Source organism: Pedobacter sp. Leaf132 (assembly GCF_920984695.1).
Classification (GTDB): domain Bacteria; phylum Bacteroidota; class Bacteroidia; order Sphingobacteriales; family Sphingobacteriaceae; genus Pedobacter.
Map to the genome: position 1 here is coordinate 194,825 of NZ_CAKLBO010000007.1, position 22,193 is coordinate 217,017.

The following is a 22,193-nucleotide window of genomic DNA, read 5'->3' on the forward strand; positions in this document are numbered from 1 at the left end:
TCATGAAAAATAAAAATATATTATTCTGTACCCTGTTCGGATTATTAGCATTCGGATCATGTAAAAAAGATTTTTTAGATAAAAATCCATTAAATAGTGTTTCTTCACAAATCTTTTGGGCATCAGAAGGCGATGTTCAAACCGCTTTGGCAGGTGTTTATTCTCGCTTGCAGCAAAACTTTTTAGGTTACGAAAGGGTATATATGGATGCCCTAAGTGATAATGCTTTTCCATATCAAAATACAAACCAGGCAAATTTACTGGAAATGACTACCGGTAGTATTTCTCCTGCTTTGAGTGGGGTTTTACCAAACCTTTATTCATCGCCTTACCGGGCAATAACTTCCTGCAATTACTTTTTGGATGATGTTGATAGAGCTCCGATAACCGATGCCAAGAAGAATTTATACAAAGGTGAAGTACGGTTTATAAGAGCCTTAGCTTATTTCGATTTAGTTCAAAACTTTGGTGGTGTTCCAATTAACAGTACTTACCCAAAAACGGTAGATGAAGTTAAAATTGCGAAAAGCAGTAAAGAACAGGTTTATGCGTTTATTCAGCAGGATTTAGATTTCGCAATTGCAAATCTTCCTAACGAAAAATATAATGGGCATGCAGTAAAGGGTAGTGCCCAAGGTATTAAAGCGAGGGTTTTAATTACGCAACAAAAATGGGCTGAAGCTGTTCCGGTTTTAAAAGAAATAATGGCGGATAATAAATTCGCTTTATCTAATAATTACGCAGCATTATTCAAAACCAGCGGACAAGCAACTGCAGCGGTAAATACTGAGATTATGTTTTCTACACAGTATCTGGCACCTACAAATCCGCAAAGAATTTCGCCTGGTGCTGCAGGTATGGATGTAGAATTAGGTTGGTTTTCTCTAATTCAACCTTATAAAGATTTGGCTGATGATTATGAAATGACCGATGGAAAGCCAAGTGCAGAATCGCCATTGTTTAATTTGGCAAATCCCTATGCTAACCGCGACCCACGTTTAGATTTAACCATGAAATTACCGAACGAAACCTGGAGAAACTCAACCAATGTAATTTGGAGCGGCTTTGCGCAATCTTTTACAGGCTTTTTGATGGAAAAATATGTTGATTTATCGCGTGCACCAATTACGGCAGCAACAGCAACATTAACCGACCAGGATTACATCCACTTACGCTACGCGGATATTTTGCTAATGTACGCCGAAGCTCAAAATGAATTAAGTGGTCCTGATGCTACAGTTTACAAAGCAATTGATGATGTTAGACAGCGCCCTGGCGTTGCAATGCCTGCAACCGATAGAACTAAATATGCTACGCAGGCTACCTTGAGAAATTACATTCGCCATGAAAGACGTATTGAATTAGCACTTGAAGGTCAGCGTTACAACGACTTAAAACGTTGGAACATTGCACATATAAAATTGCCTACATTGAAAACACCAGCTGGTGCATCTTTAATTTTCGATACAAAAAATTATGTTTTGCCTTTTCCCGCATCCGAATTAGATAATAATCCTCAGTTGGTACAAAACCCTAATTATTAAAATAAATAACTGTAGCGCGTATTACGCTACAGTTATTTTACAGTTTTATTAGAGTTAGTTTGTGTTCATATTTAAAAAAATAATTTATATTTGAATTGATTGAAGGTTGTTTATTTAAATTGAATATCCTAAAATTGATTTTTTACAATCTAAATATTAACCAAATTATAAACCTAAACAAGCATCACTAACGGTGTAGAAATTTAATGAGTAAAATCGCAATTTTTTCTTGTCTGTTTTTAATTAGCATTTCGCTGTTTGGGCAAGATATAAATATTGCTGAAGTTCAATGCAGTTATCGTAAAAATCCTATCGGGATTGATTTAGTTTCGCCAACATTAAACTGGAAATTAACATCATCAAAACAGAATGTAACGCAAACGGCTTATCAGATTCTGGTTTCAAATAGCACCAGTAATTTAGATAAGAATATTGGTGATGTTTGGGATACTAAAAAGGTAAATTCATCAAAATCTATTCAAATACATTATAAAGGCGCAAAACTTTCATCAACAAAAACATACTATTGGAAAGTTCGGGTTTGGGATAACAAGGGAAATAAATCCAGCTGGAGTAAAACTGCCTTTTGGCAAATGGGTTTATTAAATGTTGCCGATTGGAAAGGTGCAAAATGGATAGCTTACGAGAAGCTTGCCGATAGCAATGTGAACATATTGCCAACGGATGGTAAGAAAGATAAGTTTGATGCAAACAATATTTTGCCCATGTTTCGCAAAGGATTTGTAGTTAACAAAACCATTAAAAAAGCAACTGCTTTTATTTCCGGTTTAGGGCATTTCGAAATGAACTTAAATGGTCAAAAAGTTGGTGATGATTTTCTTGCACCAGGCTGGACTAAATATGATAAGGAAGCTTTGTACGTAACTTATGATATCACAAAGCAAATAAAAACGGGCGATAATGCCATTGGCGTAATGCTTGGGAATGGTTTTCATTATGTTCCGCCGGTAAAAGATAGATATAGAAAATTAAAAGTTGCTTACGGCTTCCCGAAGATGATTTGCAGGGTTTTGGTAGAATATGCTGATGGAACAACGGAAAACATCGTCAGTAACCAGAGCTGGAAAACGGATAAATCCCCTGTAGTTTTTTCGAGCATTTATGGTGGTGAAGATTATAATGCGAATCTTGAGCAAAAGGGTTGGAATTTAGCTGGTTTTGATGATAGAAATTGGAAATCAGCCTTAATAGTTGATGGACCTAAATTAAATGCTCAAAAAGAAGAACCTGTTAAAGTTTTTGAATATACGGATGCTCTAAAAACTACTCCGGTTGCCAATGGCGAATGGGTTTATGATATGAGACAAAATTCATCATCTATAATAGAATTGAAAGTTCGTGGCAAAAAAGGTGATACCGTTCGAATTACACCTGCTGAATTATTGAAAGAAGATGGTTCGGTAACGCAGAAAAATATCGGTGGGCCATCTTACTTCACTTACATCTTGAAAGGTGAGGGTGTCGAAATTTGGCGGCCTAAGTTTTTTTATACTGGATTTAGATATTTGCAAGTTAAAGGCGGCACACCCACGGGAAAAGAAAATTCATCCGGCAAAGCCGTAATTGAAGATTTAAAAGCATTACATATTAGAAATGCTGCAGAACAAATTGGTGAATTTTCAACCTCAAACGAATTGTTTAATAAAACTTTTACCTTGATAGATTGGTCGATTAAAAGCAATATGGTGAGCGTTTTTACCGATTGTCCGCACCGTGAAAAACTGGGTTGGTTGGAGCAATTACATTTAATGGGCAACTCTGTTGGTTACAATTATAATGCTGCTCCACTTTTCAAAAAGGCATTGCAGGATATGAAAAATTCGCAATTACCAGATGGCTTAATTCCTGAAATTGCGCCTGAATATGTGAAATTTGATTGGGGTGGAGGAATGTTTCGCGATTCGCCTGAATGGGGAAGCAGCGGCATTTTGTTGCCGTGGTATTTGTATCAATGGTATGGCGATAAGCAAGCATTAGTTGATTATTATCCAATGATGCAACGTTACATTAACTATCTTGCCACTAAAGCTGATAATCATATTTTACCTCAAGGTTTGGGTGATTGGTATGATTTAGGGCCAAACCCTCCGGGCGTTTCACAACTAACACCAATGGGCGTTACCGGAACAGCCATTTATTATTATGATTTAAAAACTCTTGAAAAGATAGCTGCAATTTTAGGTAAAAAAGCGGATGCAAATGCTTATTCAAATTTAGCTGTTGAGGTAAGAAAATCATTTAATAATAAATTTTTCGATGCTAAAACTAAACAATATGCAACCGGTTCGCAGGCTGCAAATGCCATGGCAGTTTATATGGGTTTGGTAGAAAGTACAGATAAAAACGCCGTTATTGATAATCTGGTTAAGGATATTAGAGATAGAAAAAATAGCTTAACGGCAGGCGATATCGGTTACCGCTATGTGCTGCGTGTGCTGGAAGACGCAGGAAAATCTAACGTGATTTTTGATATGAATAGCCGCTCGGATGTACCGGGTTATGGAATGCAAATTGCTAAAGGCGCAACCGCACTTACCGAAAGCTGGGCGGCTTTGCCAACAGTTTCAAATAATCATTTTATGCTTGGCCATTTAATGGAATGGCTATACAGCGGTTTAGGTGGCATTCGTCAGACTGAAAATTCTATTGCTTTTAAACACATTAAAATTGAGCCTGAAGTTGTCGGCGATTTAAAAGCTGCGGATGTTAGTTACGATTCTCCCTATGGAAAGATATCTTCCTCATGGAAAAAAACGGATAAAAACTTTACGTTGGAGTTGAATATTCCGGTAAACACTAAGGCTCATGTTTATTTTCCGGGTAAAACAAAACAAACCATAACCGATGAGCTTAACCCAAAGATGAATGTTTTAAGTGCCGAAAACGTTAAAGTAAAAGTTACGATAGGTTCTGGCCATTACAAATTTATATGCACAAATGAATAGGATTAATATGGTCATATTTCTACTGTTTTGTGCTGTTAATTTGCAGGCTCAAAAAACTAATCCAGTTTCTGCAGAAACAATGGAAAAGATTTATCAGGAAGTAAAAACGCCTTATAAATATGGTTTAGTAATGGTTCCTGCCGATAAAGACCATAAAATGGATTGCCCAACTGTTTTTAGAAAGGGCAAAGATTGGTACATGACTTACCTGATTTTTAGCGGTCGCGGTTACGAAACCTGGATGGCAAAAAGCAGTGATTTATTAAACTGGCAAAATCTTGGTAAAATCATGTCGTTCGAAGATTCCGGTAAATGGGATGATAACCAAAAAGCTGGTTACAATGCGCTTTTAGATACGAAATGGGGTGGAAGCTACGCAGCAAAATCGTTCAATGGAAAATATTGGATGTCGTATTTTGGTGGTAAGGAGAAAGGTTACGAAGTAGAACCATTATCAATTGGTATGGCTTATGCAACTCAACATCCATCAGTAGTACAGGAATGGAGCAGATTGGATAAGCCTGTTTTAAGCTCATTGGATAAAGATGTTCGCTGGTGGGAAAACAGAAATAAGCTTTTTAAAAGCACAGTAATAGAAGATAAGAAAAAGTTAACCGGGCATCGCTTTGTAATGTATTATAATGCGGTTGGCGATTCGTTGGCAAACAACAAAAAAACACGTTGGTACGAGCGGATTGGTATGGCGGTTTCTGATGATATGATAACTTGGAAACGATTTAACAAAAATCCTGTGGTTCATCATCCGGTAGGCATAACTGGCGATGGCGTGATTCAGCAAATCGGTAATCACTTTGTGATGTTTTACTTCGGCGCATTTTGGGAAGACAGAAAAGGCTCTTTTAATCGCTTTGCGGTTTCAAAAGATTTAGTAAACTGGACAGATTGGACTGGAGATAATTTAATAAAATCATCAGAAAAATATGATGAATTGTATGCGCATAAATCTTTCGTTTTAAAATATAAAGGTGTGGTTTATCATTTCTATTGTGCGGTAAATAAGCAAGACCAACGTGGTATTGCAGTTGCAACATCAAAAGATTTAGGTAAAAGTAAAGTGAATTTTGTTCAATAATTAGAAATGAAGATGCTCGAATTTAAACATTGGATTTTTGGTTTGATTCTTTTGGTGTTTTTAGCATCAGGTAATTGTGAGGCTTCTGGTTTCGTCATTTCGACTGAAGTGCAGCGGAATGGAGAAATCTTTGAACGTAGTTTTACAACAAACGGAAAAGATTTCTCCACCACGGTCGAAATGACGACCGCCTCAGTAAAGCCATTTAATGAAATTAGTAATAAATCCAGCCTTGAAATAACGCTTCCTTTATCGTCATTGCGAGGAGGAACGACGAAGCAATCTACTCCAGAACCTCGCACCAGAACCAGCTTTAATAAAGATTGGAAATTCTTTTTAGGCGATGAACCTGGTGCAAAATCTCCTGCTTTTATCGATGCCAAATGGCGAAAGTTAACTTTACCGCATGATTGGAGCATTGAAGGAAAATTCGATGAAAAAAACCCTGCAAAACCAGAAGGTGGTGGTTTGCCAACCGGAATTGGCTGGTATAGAAAAGAGTTTACAGCTCCTGCAAATTTCCAAAACAGGTTAATTACCATCGAATTTGATGGCGTTTATAAAAATTCGGAAGTTTGGGTTAATGGCAAGTATTTAGGCAAGCGCCCTTATGGTTATATTTCTTTTTCCTATGATATCAGTAAATATCTAAAAGCAGGAAAAAATATTATTGCTGTTAAAGTTGATAATGCTTTACAACCAGATTCCCGGTGGTATTCGGGTTCGGGTATTTACAGAAATGTTTGGTTAACTTCTACAGCTAAAATTGCGGTTGCACATTGGGGCACTTTTGTAACTACAGATAAAAATGGAAAAGTTCAAGTTCAAACAAAAATTCAGAATAAAACGCTAAAAACACAAAATGTAACCATTGTAAATGCTATTTATGCTGCCGATAGAAAATTGGTTGCAAAGAGTATGGCTAGGTCTGCTAAAATTGATACTTCCGGGAAAACTAACAATGAAACTTTAGATTTAAAAAATCCACTCCTTTGGTCGGTAGAAAATCCTTATCAGTACAAATTAGTTACTCAAATAGTTCAAAACGGTAAAGTAATCGATGCTTACGAAACCAAATTTGGTATTCGTTCTTTCAACTTCGATGTGCAAAAAGGCTTCTCTTTAAATGGAAAACCGATGAAAATTTTGGGCGTTTGTATGCATCACGATTTAGGCGCATTAGGTGCTGCGGTTAACGTTCGTGCTATGGAACGCCAACTCGAAATCATGAAAGAAATGGGTGTTAATGCTATCCGCACAGCACATAACCCACCAGCGCCTGAGTTTTTAGATTTATGTGATAAAATGGGTTTCCTTGTTATGGATGAAGCTTTTGACATGTGGGCAAAAAAGAAAAACAAAAACGACTACCATTTGAATTTTCAGGAATGGCATAAACGTGATTTGGAAGACATGGTGCTTCGCGATAGAAATCATCCATCAATTATTCTTTGGAGTATCGGAAATGAAATACGCGAACAGTTTGATAGCACAGGCATTGCGCTTACAAAAAAATTGGTTGGCATTGTAAAAAATTTAGATACCACTCGCCTGGTAATTTCGGCTTTAACTGAAACCGATTCTGCCAAAAATTTTATTTATCAGGCGAAAGCCTTAGATATTTATGGCTTAAATTATAATCACAAAAAATATTCTGATTTCCCTAAAAACTATCCTGGCGTTAAATTTTTAGCAACAGAAACTACATCAGCTTTAGAAACCAGAGGTTTTTATGATACAGCCGATACAATTCGTCGCTGGCCAAGAGATGGCAAAACAAAGTTTGTTGAAGGCAATAAAGAATGGTCTGCATCATCATACGATAATGTTTCAGCCTATTGGGGTTCTACGCATGAAGAAACATGGGCGGCAGCTAAAAAATACGACCATGTTTCGGGTTTGTTTGTTTGGACGGGTTTTGATTATTTAGGCGAGCCATTGCCGTATCCTTGGCCGGCAAGAAGCTCGTATTTTGGAATAGTCGATTTAGCCGGTTTCCCCAAGGATTCATATTACATGTACCAAAGCGAGTGGACAAGCAAACCAGTTTTACATATTTTACCACATTGGAACCTGCCATTCGGACAAGCAGAAAGGGAGCAAGGTAAACCTGTTGAAGTTTGGGCCTACTATAATAATGCAGATGAAGTTGAATTGTACCTCAACGGGAAATCATTAGGAAAAAAATCAAAGCAAGGCGAAGATTTGCATGTAAAATGGGATGTAAAATACGAGCCTGGAACACTAAAAGCAGTATCTAGGAAAGCGGGTAAGGAAGTTTTAGTACGTGAAGTAAAAACAGCCGGTGCTGCCGCTAAAATCGAATTAATTGCCGATAGAAAGAATATTAAAGCTGATGGCGTAGATTTATCTTTTGTAACCGTTCGCATTTTAGATGCTGATGGGAATGTTGTGCCAAATGCCGATAATCTTGTTGATTTTAAGGTAGAGGGCGTTGGTTTTATCGCTGGCGTAGATAATGGCTTTCAGGCTAGTTTAGAGCCTTTTAAAGCGAATTACCGCAAGGCATTTCATGGTTTATGCTTAGCTATTCTTCAATCAACAGAAAAAATAGGTGCAATCAAATTAACTGCTACATCAAATGGCTTAGCTTCCTCATCAATCATAATTAACTGTACTAAATAATGATGATGAGCGTAAAAATTAAGAGCATTCATTGCCGTTGGCTTAAGTTAGCGGTTTAATAAATATAAATAGAGTAAATAAAGTGGAGAAGACGATAAATTTAAAAGGAATAACCTGGAACCACAGCCGCGGACTTTTGCCTATGGTTGCAACGGCACAGCGATTTTCTGAACTCAATCCGAATGTGAACATCACTTGGGAAAAAAGAAGTTTGCAGCAATTTGCAGATTTTTCGATTCAGGAATTAGCAGAGCGATTTGATTTGCTGGTTATCGACCATCCTTGGGCTGGTTTTGCTGCGAAAACAAAATCAATTGTTCCTTTGGATTTTTACCTATCGGATGAATATTTAGAAGATCAGAAAAAAAACTCTGTAGGTCAATCATACGAAAGTTACTTTTATGATACGCACTTATGGGCTTTGCCAATTGATGCGGCAACACCTGTAGCCGCATCGCGACCAGATATTTTTGCCGAAAAAGACCTGCAATTGCCTAAATCATTTGATGATTTATTAGCACTGGCAAATAAAGGCTTAGTGGCTTTTGCTGGTATTCCGATAGATGTTTTAATGAACTTTTACACGCTTTGCTGCTCTTTGGGCGAAGACCCTTGTCAAAATGACGAACAAGTGGTTTCGACTGAAACTGGGGTTAAAGCATTACAAATGTATAGTGAGTTAGCTTCAAAAATGGATAAAGCAAATTTCAACCGAAACCCAATACAGGTTTATGAAGCGATGACGCAGAGCGATGAAATTGCTTATTGCCCGTTTGCTTATGGCTATTCCAATTATTCTAGAAATGGTTACGCCCGTAAAACTTTGCATTTCCACGATATGATATCCTTAGATGGAAAAACAAATCTGCGAAGCACCTTAGGTGGAACAGGTTTGGCCATTTCATCTAAATGCGAAGATTTAGAAATCGCAGCCAAATATGTAGAATTTGTAGGTTCTCCAACTTGTCAGGCTACATTGTTTTATGAAAATGGCGGTCAGCCCGGTCATTTAGCCGCCTGGCAAAACGAAGAGGTAAATCGCCAGAGCCAAAATTATTTTGCAAATACTTTACCGGCACTGCAACGTGCTTTCCTTCGCCCACGTTACCATGGTTCTATGTATTTTCAAGACCACGCAGGCGATGTTGTTCGCGATTATTTAATGAATGGTGGCGATGAAATTCAGGTTCTATCAAAAATGAATGAGCTATTTCAAAAATCTAAAACTTTAGTTTTATCATGAACAGACCATTAGAAGGACTTTTGGTTTTAGAGTTTTGTCAGTTTTTGGCAGGACCATCGGCTGGCTTAAAACTGGCTGATTTAGGTGCCCGTGTAATTAAAATCGAGCGACCAAACAGTGGCGACGCCTGCAGACAATTATCCATCAAGAATCTTTTTGTAGAGGCAGACAGCTTGCTTTTTCATACCATTAACCGTAATAAAGAAAGTTATGCTGCCGATTTAAAAAATCCGGAAGATTTAGAAAAATTAAAGAAACTTATAAGCAAAGCTGATGTAATGACGCATAATTTCCGTCCGGGTGTGATGGAAAAAATTGGTTTAGATTACCCAAATGTTCAAGCCATAAATCCAAAAATCGTGTACGGCGTAGTAACCGGTTACGGTAATGAAGGTCCATGGCGAAATAAACCTGGTCAGGATTTGTTGGTTCAGGCCGTTTCGGGTTTAACATTTCTATCCGGATTAGATACCGACGGTCCGGTGCCATTCGGTTTGTCAGTTTCTGATATTATGTGCGGAAACCATTTGGCGCAAGGTATTATGGCGGCCTTAATCAAGCGGGCAAAAACGAATAAAAGCGTTTTGGTTGAGGTAAGTTTGTTGGAATCGATTTTAGATGTTCAGTTTGAGGTTATTACCACATATTTAAATGATGGTGGAAAATTACCTGATAGAAGCGGGGCGAAAGGTAGTGCACATGCCTATTTAAGCGCACCTTACGGGATGTATGAAACCAAAGATGGCTATATTGCAATGGCCATGGGTAATCTGCCAAATATTTGTGCCATTATAAATTGCAATATCGATGATTTATATGTCGAAGCCGGCTCAGCCTTCGATAATCGCGATAAATTAATTATTCGTTTGGCGGCAACATTCAAACAAAAAGAAACTAAAATTTGGGTTAACCTTTTGGAAAGTAATGGCATTTGGTGCGCCGAAGTTCTAAATTATCAAACGGCAACCTCTTTAAGCACTTATAAAAATTTGCAGATTGAACAAGATTTAGAATTAAGCAACGGAAAAAAAATAAAGACAACTGTAAGTCCGATTCGTTTGGATAATGAAAAGTTATTTGCGGTAAAGCCTGCGCCAAAACTTGGATTTGATACGCAGGAGATTAATAGAGAGTTTGAATTAACTTAACTCCGTCATTGCGAGGAGCTACGACGAAGCAATCTCATTTAAAAGCACTCTTTATAATTTACACAAAAGAAGAGATTGCTTCGTGCCTCGCAATGACGAGGTGCGGATGCAAATAGTAAAGAAAAGAAGTTTGAATTAAACAAATTGTCACGTTGAGCCTGTCGAAACGCATTTAAAAAGTTCTTCGGCAAGCTCAGAATGACAATTAAAATGAAATAAAATAACAGTCGTCACCCTGAATTTATTTCAGGGTCTTAAGCGAAAAGATGCTGATCCCGAAAATTCAGGACAGCATGACGAATTTTTAATAAAAAATATAATTATGCAACCGCTTGAAGATTATTTAGTTATCGATTTCAGCCAGTTCCTTTCTGGGCCATCGGCGAGCTTGCGCTTAGCAGATATGGGTGCTCGGGTAATTAAAATCGAGCGTTTAGGCGTTGGCGATATTTGCCGTACGCTATACACCTCAAACCTGATTATGAATGGCGAATCGTCGGTTTTTCATGCCATCAACAGAAATAAAGAAAGTTTTGAAGTTGATTTAAAAAATGAAGATGACTGCGAAATTGTTCGCGAACTGCTTAAAAAAGCAGATGTAATGATTCATAATTTCCGCCCTGGTGTAATGGAACGCTTAGGTTTTGATTATAAATCTGTTGCCAACATAAATCCAAATATCATTTATGGAGAAATTTCTGGTTATGGAACCGAAAGCGAATGGAAAAATAAACCCGGACAAGATTTACTTTTGCAAGCCGTAACTGGCTTAACATCCCTTACCGGAAATGCAGACAGCGGCCCGGTTGCTATGGGTTTATCCATTGTGGATATGCTTGCCGGAGCACATTTAGCCCAAGGTTTACTAGCTTGTTTGTATCGCAAAGCCATTAAAAATGAAGGTGGTTTTGTGCAAATAAGCATGATGGAATCTGCTTACGATTTTCAGTTTGAAACCATTACAACTTTTATGAATGATGGTGGAAGTTTGCCAGAACGTTCTAAAAACAACAATGCGAATGCATATTTAGGTGCTCCGTATGGCATTTATCAAACAGAAAACGGATATTTAGCACTGGCGATGGGTTCAATACCACAACTTGCTGTTTTACTAGGTTGCGAAGCTTTGGAAAACTACATTGAAATTAGTGAAGCTTATGATAAACGTGATGAAATTAAGGAGATTTTGGCCACCCATCTTTTATCTGATACCACCGAAAACTGGCTTTCTAAATTAGAGCCAGCCGATATTTGGTGTGCTGATGTGTTGAATTGGAATGCTTTAATGGCTCACGATGGTTTTAAGGTTTTAAATATGATACAAGAGGTTGAGATGGTTGATGGTTATAAATATCAAACCACCCGATGCCCGATTCGTATTGATGGAGAATTATTATTTTCATCAAAAGGCTCGCCTAAATTAGGTCAGGATAACGAAAAAATTATTCAGGAATTTATTACCCAGAATACAACTGCAAATGCATAACCAAATAAACACTTTTAAAATTGCCGTTCGCAAGTTTGCCCCCTTTGAAGCTGCTATGCAGGATTTTTGGACTAAATACTGCAAATTTTCGGGCTGTAAACTGGAGTTGGAAATGGTGGTGATGGATTTGCATGAACTTTACGAAAACACTATCACTAAAAAAGGATTAGCCAATGGCGATTTTGATATTGCGCACATCAGTACAGATTGGGTTTTAGAAGGCTATTCAAATCAGGATTTTGAAGTTTTAAATCCTTACATCAATAAAAATAAACCGCAGGATTTTCCGAAAGGTTGGAGTAAATCGCTTTTAACCTTACAACGTTTTGGCTGGGAGGTTGTAGGTTTGCCATTTCATGATGGACCTGAATGTTTTATCTACCGTAAAGATTTATTTGAAAGTGAAACTGAAAAAGCAAACTATCAGTCTACTTATGGTAAAGCGCTTGAAGTTCCTAAAACATGGGAAGATTTCTATCAGATAGCGCAGTTTTTTAATCGCCCTGCTGATAATTTATACGGAAGTATTTTTGCGTGTTATCCTGATGGCCACAATACAGTATTTGATTTCTGCTTACAACTGTGGACCAGAGGTGGAAGTTTAGTTGATGCAAACGGGTTAATCCAGATTAATAACCAGGCTGCTATTGATGGCTTAAATTTCTATCGGACTATTGTAAATGATAGAACAGCTGTTCACCCAAAGTCTAATGAATTTGAATCTGTAGCCGCCGGAATTGCGTTCTCGCAAGGCGAAGCAGCCATGATGATTAACTGGTTTGGTTTTGCCACAATGTGTGAGGTTGATGAAAATTCAAAAGTTAAAGGCAAAATTGATGTAGAATTATTACCATCGGTAGAAGGTAAAAACTCAGCATCGTTAAATGTATATTGGCTTTATACCATCGCCAAAGGCAGTAAAAATAAAGAAATTGCTTACGATTTTCTTCGCTTTGCCTTAGCCGAAGAACAAGATAAACAGCTTACATTAGAGGGTGGCATTGGCTGTAGAATTTCGACCTGGAATGATGAAGAAATTAATCAAATCATTCCTTATTACCATAAATTAGCGCAACTGCATGAGGTTGCGAATATGCTTCCGCAGAAGAAAAATTGGGCTGCAATAGCAGCAATTATTGATGAAATGGTTTTAAATGCAATTAATACAGATGCACTTACCGAGCAACTTATCGAGAAAGCTCAAAACCGAATTAACGAGATTGATAAATGAGTATTGATATAAAATATAAGCCTGAATTACCAAAAACGAAGCAACCCATAATCATTATCGGTGCGGGTGGAATTGTTGCCGATGCCCATCTTCCGGCATATAAAATTGCAGGCTTTGAGGTTTTTGGAATTGTAAACAGGACTAAAGAAAGAGCGCAAAAATTAGCTGATGCTTTCGGCATTCCGAATGTTTATGATACGGTTGCTGATGCTGTTGCCAATGCTCCTGCAAATGCTGTATATGATTTAACCACCATGCCGGCGCAGTACATTGATGCGTTAAACCAATTGCCAGATAGTAGTGCCGTTTTAATTCAAAAGCCAATGGGCGATGATTTTGCACAGGCAAATGAAATTTTAGAACTATGCAGGGCGAAGAATTTAAAAGCGGCAATAAATTTTCAGTTACGTTTTGCACCTTTTGTAAGTGCGGCCAGATATTTAATCGAAAAAGGTTTAATTGGCGAATTGTACGATATGGAAGTTCGGGTTACGATTAAAACGCCATGGGAGATTTTTCCGCATGTTATCATTCACCCACGGTTAGAAATTCAGTATCACAGTATTCATTATGTCGATTTAATTCGTTCGTTTTTGGGCAATCCGCAAAGTGTTTTAGCTAAAACTTTGAAGCATCCGGCAAAGAGTTTATCATCATCTCGTAGTACGATTTTATTTGATTATGGAGATACTATGCATGCGGTAATTAACACCAACCACGACCATGATTTTGGTCCAAACCACCAGGAAAGTTATATAAAATGGGAGGGAACTAAAGGCGCAATTGTAGCCAAAATAGGTTTATTGATGGATTATCCACACGGCGTGCCTGACGTTTTTGAATACTGCCTGATTGAAGATGGTAAATCGCCAGAATGGCAAAAGGTTAATTTAGATGGTTCGTGGTTTCCGGAGGCGTTTATCGGTACTATGGCTAATTTAATGCGATATAATGAGGGAAGTGATGAGGTATTGCTTACAGGTGTTGAAGATGTGATACAAACGATGGCAGTTGTAGAAAGTGCTTATAAATCGAGTGATATTGGAGGGGTTAGGGTTGAATAGGCGCATCGTCATTGCGAGGCACGAAGCAATCTTTTAGTTTGTCTTAGCCAGACAGGCTTTTTTCTTTTGACCGCAAAAGAAACAAAACTCCCGGCTTAAAATTTTTCTATTAAAGTTTCTGATTAGGCAAGGAAACTGCAACCCGAAAAATTTGTTAGGCCGGTTTAAGTAGAACGAAGATGTAGTGGCTAGGCCCAGTTGGGTGTCAATGCCAATGTGGAAATAATAAAACCCATGATTTTAATCATGGCAAATAAAAGATAGATAAAAAATATGTATTTCAAATCAACATTTTTTGAAGATTACCAATTACAAGATAAACGTGTAACCTTAGGTCGCACGATAACCGAAACAGATTTTGTAGTGCATGCAGGCCATACCGGCGATTTTTTTCCGCACCACATGGATGCAGAATGGTGCGCCACACAACCTTTTAAAAAGCGTATTGCCCACGGAACAATGATTTTTAGCATTGGAATTGGATTAACCGCCTCAGAAATAAATCCTGAAGCGATGTCTAAAGGTTACGATAAATTACGCTTTGTAAAACCTGTTTTTATTGGCGATACCATCCATTCTGAAATTACGATTTCTGAAAAAGGAGATAGTAAAAGACCTGAATATGGAACGGTAACCGAGCATGTAGAAATAATAAACCAGCATGGAGAAGTCGTTCTTGTTTGCGATCATCTTCTTGTAGTAAAGAAGAAATAGTTCATTAGCTCATTTGTTTATTAGTGAATTGGTATAGATGCCTATTACCACTTTAGAACCAATGAACTAATTAGCTACATGTTTTAATACACTCGCTAACAAATGAACAAATGACTAGTGAACAATTGAACCAATAAACCACTGAACCAAAATAAACCAAATATAATGAACAACAACACACAACCAGAAATTATTACCGAGGGCGACCAATCTTCAGGGAAAAATTACCTTTTACCTTTTATACTTGTAGTAAGTTTATTTTTCCTTTGGGGGATGGCACACAATTTAGATTCCATCCTTATTCCGCATTTAAAAAAGGCTTGTAATTTGAGTAATAGCCAATCTACCTTAATTGATACTTCAGTATTTTTAGCTTACTTTTTAATGGCTATCCCTGCCGGAATTCTTTTAAAAAGATTTGGTTATAAATCAACTATGATTACCGGCTTGTTAGCCTTTGCTTTTGGTGCGTTTTTATTCGTTCCGGCAGCAAATAACTTATCCTATATAACCTTTTTAGTTGCGCTATTCATCATAGGTTGTGGATTAACTTTATTAGAAACCTCCGCGAATCCTTATGCAGCGATTTTGGGCAGTCCCGATAAAGCAGCATGGCGATTAAACCTTGCAGCAACATTTAATGGCTTAGCAGCACCTTTAGCCACCATTGTAGGTCGTTTTATTCTTTCAGGAAAATCTCACACTAAAGAAGAATTAGCCGCAATGACAGATACTGGTAGAAATAATTATTTCTTAACGGAGGCTTCAACTGTAAAAACACCATACATCATCCTCGGAACAATTTTAGTTCTCGTGGCCATATTATTTTATTTTATGAAGTTACCCGAAGTGAAAACAGCCAGTAAAGATGGTATTTCGCAAGGAAGCTTTTTAGGTGCATTAAAGCATAAACATTTGCGTTGGGCGGTTATTGCACAGTTTTTCTATGTTGGTGCGCAAGTTTGTGTAACCAGTTTTTTTATCAGGGCGGCACAGCAAGCTGGAGGTTTTGATGAATATACAGCATTATATTATTTAGGCTTATACGGTACGCTATTCTTAGTAGGTCGTTTTGTAGGTACTGCTTTGCTACGCTACATCGCATCAAATAAATTACTGGCTATTTATGCAGTAATATCAGTGCTGTTGAGTATTGTAGCCATTACTGGTAGCGGTGTCGTGGTGGTTTATGCATTAGGCGGTTTAGGTTTTTTCATGTCGATAATGTTTCCAACCATATTTGCGCTAGGCATTGATGGCATTGGCGATGATACTAAGCCAGGTTCATCTTGGTTAATCATGTCGATTGTTGGTGGAGCAATTTTACCTTATGCGATGGGAAGTTTAATTGATATGTACGGCGATAATATTCAAATCGGTTACAGCATTCCATTTGTTTGTTATTTAATTATTTTATTCTTCGGATTAAGAGGTTATAAAATCGTTCATAAATAATAATTAAATCTTCATTAATAGACGCTGCCTATCCTGTATCTAAGGAAAAGCAATCTCCTTTGAAATAAAAAATTAACCCAATATGAAATTTAGGTTTAGTATAATTTTTTTGCTGCTTTTTGCCATTTGCTTTAACCTCAAGGCTCAGCAAAGCGATGGTGCAAAACCGTGGGTATTTTGGTATTGGGTAAAAGGTGCGGTTTCAAAAGAAGGCATAACTGCTGATTTGGAAGCCATGAAAACTAATGGGATTGCAGGTGCATATTTAATGAGTATTCAACGGCCAGATAAAAATCCGGTTTACAATCCTCCTGCAGTGCAGCTAACGCCAGAATGGTGGAAACTGGTAGAGTTTGCAATGGCTGAAGCTAAACGTTTAAACCTAAAAATTGGGATGCATGTGAGCGATGGTTTCGCTCTGGCTGGTGGTCCATGGATTACACCAGAACTTTCTATGCAAAAGGTTGTTTGGTCTAAAATAAATATCAGTAAATCAACAGGTAAAATAATTTTACCTAAACCAAAACATAACGAAAATTATTACAAGGATATTGCCGTTTACGCTTATCCATCGCCGGTTGGCGAAGGTATATCTACGCGAAACATTAGTCCGAAAATTTCAGCAAGTAACGGGGCTGATGCAACAGGCTTGGTTCAGGTTGGAAACAAAAAAAGTTTTGGTTCAAATGAGCCTTGTTACATTCAGTACGAATTTGAAAAGCCTTTTACTTGCCGAACGGTAACTATCAAAATTAGTGGCAATAATTACCAGGCACAGCGATTAGCCATCGAGATAAGTGACAATGGAAAAAACTTTCGTTCTGCCGGCAGGTTAGAAGCGCCACGCCACGGTTGGCAAGATACGGATGAAGATGTAACGCATTCCATCAAACCTATTACAGCAAAATTCTTTAGATTTATTTATGATAAAAAAGGTTCTGAACCTGGTGCTGAGGATTTAGATGCTGCAAAGTGGAAGCCATCTTTGAAACTGTTAAACCTCGAATTATCATCCGAAGCACAAATTAACCAGTTTGAAGGCAAAAATGGTTCGGTTTGGAGAGTGAGCCATAGAAGCACTGAAGAGCAAATTTCTAAAAATCTATGTGTTCCTTTAAATAAAATCATCAATATAACGGATAAATTAAATCCTGATGGAAGCTTAAACTGGAAAGTACCGAATGGAAATTGGACAATTCTTAGGGTTGGGCATACATCAACCGGGCATACAAATGCAACTGCAGGTGGAGGTAAAGGTTTAGAATGTGATAAATTTAATCCAGAGGCGGTAAAATTGCAGTTCAACAGCTGGTATGGCGAAGCAATCAAACATGGTGGGCCAGAAATAGCAAAGAAAGTTTTAAGCACTTTTCATGTAGATAGTTGGGAATGTGGTAGTCAGAATTGGTCGCCGTTGTTTAAAGCAGAGTTTTTGAAGCGCAGAGGTTATGATTTAACGCCTTATCTTCCAATAATGACAGGATTGCCTGTGGAAAGCAGCAAATTGTCTGAGGATTTCTTATATGATGTTAGAAAAACCATTTCTGAATTGGTTATAGATCAGTTTTACAAAACCTTAGCCGCTTTAGCCAAAGAACAAGGTGTAATTTTTACTGCGGAAAGTATTGCGCCAACCATGATGAGTGATGGTTTAATGCATTACAAAACGGTTGATGTACCAATGGGCGAGTTCTGGTTGAATAGCCCAACGCATGATAAACCAAACGATATGTTGGATGCCATTTCAGGAGCGCATATTTATGGTAAAAACATCATCCAGGCAGAGGCTTTTACAACTGTTCGTATGGATTGGAATGAAAGTCCGGCGAATATGAAGACGCTCCAAGACAGAAATTATGCCTTAGGGATAAACAAACTGGTTTATCACGTTTTTGTGCAAAATCCTTTTACAGATAGAAAACCGGGCGTTACTTTAGATGGTGTAGGCTTATATTTTCAACGAGACCAAACCTGGTGGAAGCTCGGTAAAGCTTGGATAGATTATGCAGAGCGGACTCAAAATTTGTTGCAAAAAGGAAAACCCGTAATTGATGTTGCCGTTTTTTCTGGAGAAGAATTGCCTCGTCGATCGGTTTTGCCGGATAGATTGGTTGAAACTTTGCCAGGGATTTTTGGCGATGATGTTATTGAAGCTGAGAGAAAAAGGTTGGCAAATGTTGGTGAACCGTTAAGGCAAATCCCGGCAGGTGTAACACATTCTGCAAACATGGCCGACCCTGAAAATTGGGTAAATCCGCTTCGCGGATATGCTTACGATAGCTTTAACCCGGATGTATTAAGCGCTGCAACCGTTAAAAATGGGGAGGTGGTTTTTGAGAGTGGTGCAAGCTATAAAATATTGGTTATTCCCGGACAAATGAAAATGAATCCGAATTACCAATACATGAGCTACGAAGTTGTGCGCAAACTTGCAGAATTAATTAAAGCTGGTGCCAAGGTAATCATCTCAGATAAGCCGCTTTATCAAAATGGAATTAAACAGGTTTCTGAATCAGATTTTAAACAGATTGTTGAAGAAATCTGGGGTGGTAATTTCGATTCGTTCAAAAGTGGTGGTAAACCTATTTACATCAAGAAATTAGGTCTGGGGCAAATTTACAAAGCACCATTTGAAGGCAATGATTTTAACAGTTTGGGCTTAGAAAAGGATTTAGATATACAAGAAAAGGGACCATTGTTGAGTTCGATGATTCCGCTACCGAAGCACATATCATACGCACATAGAAAAAGTGATTTTAAAGATGTTTATTTCATTTCAAATCAAGAGAATAAGCAACGTGATTTAATTTTTTCATTTAGATTAAATGGAAAGCTTCCAAAGCTTTATAATGCAGTTACAAATGATACAACCACTTTAAGTAGTTGGTCTGTAAAAGATGGAAGAACAAATATTGCTTTAAAGATGGAGCCTAATCAATCTCTGTTTGTAATTTTTGATAAAAATACTGCTGAAACTCAATTTTCCAACGGAAATAATTGGTCGAATTTTAAAACTGCACAGGATATTTCAAAAAGCTGGCAAGTTCAATTTGATGCCGTTTACGGCGGTCCGGCAAAACCAGTTTTGTTTAACGAGTTAATAGATTGGTCAAAGCATTCGGATAGTTTAATAAAATACTATTCCGGAAGGGCTATTTATACTAAAACATTTAATTACAAAGGTGATGTCAAAAACGCCTGGATTGATTTGGGTGGTTTTTCGAGTATGGCCGAGGTTAAAATCAATGGTATAAGCTGCGGAACTTTATGGACTGCACCTCATCGGCTAAATATTAGCAAGGCCATCAAAAAAGGTAAAAATGAAATAACCATTGAAGTCGTAAATACCTGGGCTAACCGTTTGATTGGCGATAATAAACTGCCAGAAGATAAAAGACTTACAAAAACAACTGCTCCTTTTAGATTGGAAGGAAAACCATTAAATCCAGCTGGTTTATTTGGCCCTGTTGTTATACAGTTAGAAGAGAAATAAATCATTCGTTATTGCGAGGCACGAAGCAATCTAATTATTAAAATAGATTGCTTCGTGCCTCGCAAAGACGGCAAAAAATTATAGAATTATGAACAACAAATTTGCATTAATTATCATCTTAGCCTTAAGCTTTTTAAAGATAAGCGCTCAAGACAAAGCCCTGGTAAATACTTCAAACAGCAAGTTTGCCAAGTTGCACAGCATTAATATGAGTGATGTAACCTGGACGAAAGGTTTTTGGGCAGATAGATTTAAGGTAGCCACCGAAACCATGGTTCCAAATATGTGGGCAATATATAACGACCCGAAAATTAGCCATGCGTTTAAAAATTTTGAAATTGCTGCTGGTTTGGATACAGGTTCACATTCCGGGCCATCATTTCATGATGGAGATTACTACAAAACTTTAGAAGCCGTTGCGGTGCTTTATGCATCAACAAAAAATCCTAAGCTTAACGAAATGATGGATAAAGCCATCGCAGTTATAGGAAAATCGCAACGTGAAGATGGATACATTTACACCAAAGCAATGATTGAGCAACGTAAAACGGGCTCTAAAAATCAATTTCAGGATAGATTAAGCTTTGAATCTTACAATATCGGCCATTTGATGACGGCTGGATGTATTCATTATCGTGCTACTGGCAAGACCAATTTGCTAAATATCGCCAAAAAAGCAAGCGATTATCTCTACAATTTTTATAAATCGGCCTCGCCAACTTTGGCTAGAAATGCCATTTGTCCTTCGCATTACATGGGCGTTGTAGAGATGTATCGTACCACGCAAGACCCACGCTATTTGGAATTGGCACAGCATTTAATTGCCATTAAGGGTAAAATTGACGATGGAACAGACGATAATCAGGATAGAATTCCATTTTTGCAACAGAAAAAAGCAATGGGTCACGCCGTTAGGGCAAGTTATCTATATGCTGGCGTTGCCGATTTATATTCAGAAACAGGGAAAGACTCGCTTTTAAATACCTTGAATTTGATGTGGGATGATGTTCAAAGCCATAAAATGTACATTACTGGCGGTTTAGGTTCATTATACGATGGCACTTCTCCTGATGGTACTTCGTATAATCCAGCGGATGTTCAAAAAATTCATCAGGCTTTTGGTCGCGATTATCAACTACCAAATTTCACAGCCCATAACGAAACTTGTGCAAACATCGGTAACGTGCTTTGGAACTGGAGGATGCTGCAAATTACTGGCGATGCGAAATATGCTGATGTAATGGAATTGGCTCTGCACAACAGCGTTTTATCTGGAATCAGCCTTGATGGGAAGAAGTTTTTGTATACCAATCCGCTGGCGCAAAGCGATGATTTACCTTTCAAACAGCGTTGGTCTAAAGATAGAGTGCCCTACATTGGCCTCTCAAATTGTTGCCCTCCAAATGTAGTTAGAACAATTGCCGAAGTTAGCGATTATGCTTACAGTGTATCTGATAAGGGCTTGTATTTCAATTTATATGGTGGCAATAACTTAAGTACAAAATTAGCCAATGGAAATATAATTTCTTTAACCCAGGAAACCAATTATCCTTGGGATGGAAAGATTAAAATTTCTGTAAAAGAAATTGCCAATAAAGCATACTCAGTTTTTCTTAGAATTCCGGCATGGACGCAAAATGCGCAAATCAGTATTAACGGGAAAGTTGAAAATGTAAAGGCAGTTTCAGGAACTTATGCAGAAATAAATCGGGTTTGGAAAAAGGGCGATGTAATTGAGTTGAACTTACCAATGGAAGCCACATTAATTGAAGCAAACCCTTTGGTTGAGGAAAACAGAAACCAGATTGCCGTAAAACGCGGCCCGGTGGTGTATTGTTTAGAGTCTACTGATTTACCAGGCAAAAGTATTTTCAATGCTTTCGTACCAACCTCTACCAAATTTGAAGCAAAGCCGATAAATATTGATGGTGCAGAAATGATGAGCCTGGTTGGAAATGCCAAAATCGTTGAACCAAATAATTGGAAAAACGTTTTGTATCGCCCGGTAAGTAAAAACAACGTAGAGACTGAAATTAAACTGGTGCCATATTTTGCCTGGGGAAATCGTGGTCATTCAGAAATGTCGGTTTGGTTGCCGGTGAGTAAGTAA

The 22,193-nt window shown here is 37.8% G+C and carries 13 protein-coding genes; all 13 read left to right on the top strand.

Annotated elements, in window-relative coordinates:
• Positions 1-2: 2 nt before the first annotated feature.
• The 13 genes from LUA86_RS14065 (at position 3) to LUA86_RS14125 (ending at position 22,193) form a co-directional block, all read left to right on the top strand.
• Positions 3-1,544 (top strand): RagB/SusD family nutrient uptake outer membrane protein, encoded by a 1,542-nt coding sequence (locus LUA86_RS14065; RefSeq protein ID WP_231463787.1) that lies wholly within the window; start codon positions 3-5, stop codon positions 1,542-1,544.
• A gap of 206 nt (positions 1,545-1,750) precedes the next feature.
• Positions 1,751-4,510 (top strand): family 78 glycoside hydrolase catalytic domain, encoded by a 2,760-nt coding sequence (locus LUA86_RS14070; RefSeq protein ID WP_231463789.1) that lies wholly within the window; start codon positions 1,751-1,753, stop codon positions 4,508-4,510.
• Complete coding sequence (locus LUA86_RS14075; RefSeq protein WP_231463791.1) at positions 4,503-5,603, top strand: glycosylase; 1,101 nt, start codon at positions 4,503-4,505, stop codon at positions 5,601-5,603. Before LUA86_RS14070 ends, LUA86_RS14075 begins: the two co-directional genes overlap by 8 nt.
• A 12-nt stretch (positions 5,604-5,615) precedes the next feature.
• On the top strand, positions 5,616-8,249 hold the full coding sequence (galB, locus tag LUA86_RS14080) for a beta-galactosidase GalB (RefSeq protein ID WP_231463793.1): 2,634 nt from the start codon (positions 5,616-5,618) through the stop codon (positions 8,247-8,249).
• Between the two features lie 82 nt (positions 8,250-8,331).
• Positions 8,332-9,492 (top strand): ABC transporter substrate-binding protein, encoded by a 1,161-nt coding sequence (locus LUA86_RS14085; protein ID WP_231463794.1) that lies wholly within the window; start codon positions 8,332-8,334, stop codon positions 9,490-9,492.
• The gene (locus LUA86_RS14090) at positions 9,489-10,640 is read left to right on the top strand and encodes a CaiB/BaiF CoA-transferase family protein (RefSeq protein WP_231463796.1); all 1,152 of its coding nucleotides are present in this window, start codon (positions 9,489-9,491) and stop codon (positions 10,638-10,640) included. The genes LUA86_RS14085 and LUA86_RS14090 overlap by 4 nt, the downstream gene beginning before the upstream one ends.
• Before the next feature lie 322 nt (positions 10,641-10,962).
• Positions 10,963-12,126: a CaiB/BaiF CoA-transferase family protein gene (locus LUA86_RS14095; protein ID WP_231463798.1), complete on the top strand. Its 1,164-nt coding sequence runs from the start codon at positions 10,963-10,965 to the stop codon at positions 12,124-12,126.
• Complete coding sequence (locus LUA86_RS14100) at positions 12,119-13,357, top strand: extracellular solute-binding protein (protein WP_231463800.1); 1,239 nt, start codon at positions 12,119-12,121, stop codon at positions 13,355-13,357. The genes LUA86_RS14095 and LUA86_RS14100 overlap by 8 nt, the downstream gene beginning before the upstream one ends.
• Entirely contained in the window at positions 13,354-14,421 is a 1,068-nt protein-coding gene (locus tag LUA86_RS14105) for a Gfo/Idh/MocA family protein (protein WP_231463802.1), read from the top strand. Before LUA86_RS14100 ends, LUA86_RS14105 begins: the two co-directional genes overlap by 4 nt.
• Before the next feature lie 273 nt (positions 14,422-14,694).
• Positions 14,695-15,135, top strand: coding sequence for a MaoC/PaaZ C-terminal domain-containing protein (locus LUA86_RS14110; protein ID WP_231463805.1), 441 nt, complete (start codon positions 14,695-14,697; stop codon positions 15,133-15,135).
• 165 nt (positions 15,136-15,300) lie between these two features.
• The gene (gene fucP, locus LUA86_RS14115) at positions 15,301-16,590 is read left to right on the top strand and encodes an L-fucose:H+ symporter permease (protein ID WP_231463807.1); all 1,290 of its coding nucleotides are present in this window, start codon (positions 15,301-15,303) and stop codon (positions 16,588-16,590) included.
• An 82-nt stretch (positions 16,591-16,672) separates the two neighbouring features.
• The gene (locus tag LUA86_RS14120; protein ID WP_231463809.1) at positions 16,673-20,083 is read left to right on the top strand and encodes a glycosyl hydrolase; all 3,411 of its coding nucleotides are present in this window, start codon (positions 16,673-16,675) and stop codon (positions 20,081-20,083) included.
• A gap of 88 nt (positions 20,084-20,171) precedes the next feature.
• Positions 20,172-22,193, top strand: coding sequence for a glycoside hydrolase family 127 protein (locus LUA86_RS14125; protein ID WP_231463811.1), 2,022 nt, complete (start codon positions 20,172-20,174; stop codon positions 22,191-22,193).